This window comes from Treponema sp. R6D11 (assembly GCF_054786075.1).
Genome location: NZ_BDHD01000515.1, coordinates 1 through 866 on the forward strand (window position 1 = coordinate 1; position 866 = coordinate 866).

General features: G+C 51.5%; 2 protein-coding genes. Both read right to left on the reverse strand.

All coding sequences use genetic code 11. The features are described 5' to 3' along the window. Nucleotides 1-284: hypothetical protein (locus ACYVTD_RS14365; RefSeq protein ID WP_461248400.1), on the reverse strand; the 284-nt coding region annotated here is incomplete at its 3' end. Nucleotides 285-347: 63 nt separating this feature from the next. Then, the coding region (locus tag ACYVTD_RS14370) for a helix-hairpin-helix domain-containing protein (RefSeq protein WP_461248401.1) at nucleotides 348-866 on the reverse strand (519 nt) is incomplete at its 5' end.

Here is an 866-nt window from a genome sequence, read left to right on the forward strand (position 1 = left end):
GGGTAAGGGAACGCTATCGAAAGAACCAAAATTGACGAGTTTGAAAGTGGAATCCTAAGCCGCCCCAACCCTGAAAAAACGCGGATATCGTCGTCAGAGGCGGCTATTTTTGCCTCAGTCCTTGCCGGACCGCCAAGCTGTAAAAGCGGCTTGGAGCCGGAAGAGCGCACGACGCCCACGATAGTGCCGATTAATAACAGCAGAACCAGCACGCCCGCAAGCGATAAAAGCCCAATATACAGAACTTGCGACGTTTTGGATTTCGGCGTAATAATTTCCTTCATTGAATATAGGATAAATCATTTTTGGGAAAATGTACAGGTTAGAAAAGGCGGCGTACTTGCCGCTTACCCCCGTTTGTGCGGCGCATTCTTCTCCTCAAGCGCGAGTTTCGCCACCGCGCGGACGGCTCTGGCGGCGTCTTCGCTTATCTTGCAACGTTCCGCCATTTCCGCCAAAGACGCCGCAGCGATGTTTTCCAGTGTTTCATAAGAGCGCATAATTATCGCCGCGCGCTTTGCCCCGATCCCTTCAACGGATTCCAGTATCGGAAAGAACAAGTCTTTAGAACGGAGTTTTGTATTGAGCTTCGTGGCAAACCGGTGGCACTCGTCCCGGACAAACTGCAAAACCTTCAACGCTTCCGACTGTTTTGAAAGCACGACGGGCTTCTTTGCGTTCGGCAGCCACAATTCTTCTTCTCTTTTGGCAAGACCCGCAATATCGCAATTAATTCCAAGTTCGTCTAACACGGTCTTTGCGGCGTTAACCTGCCCGATACCCCCGTCCACAAGTATTAAATTGGGCAGTTCCTTCTCCTCCCGCAAAAGGCGGGAATAACGCCGCAATACCGCCTCGCGCATAGC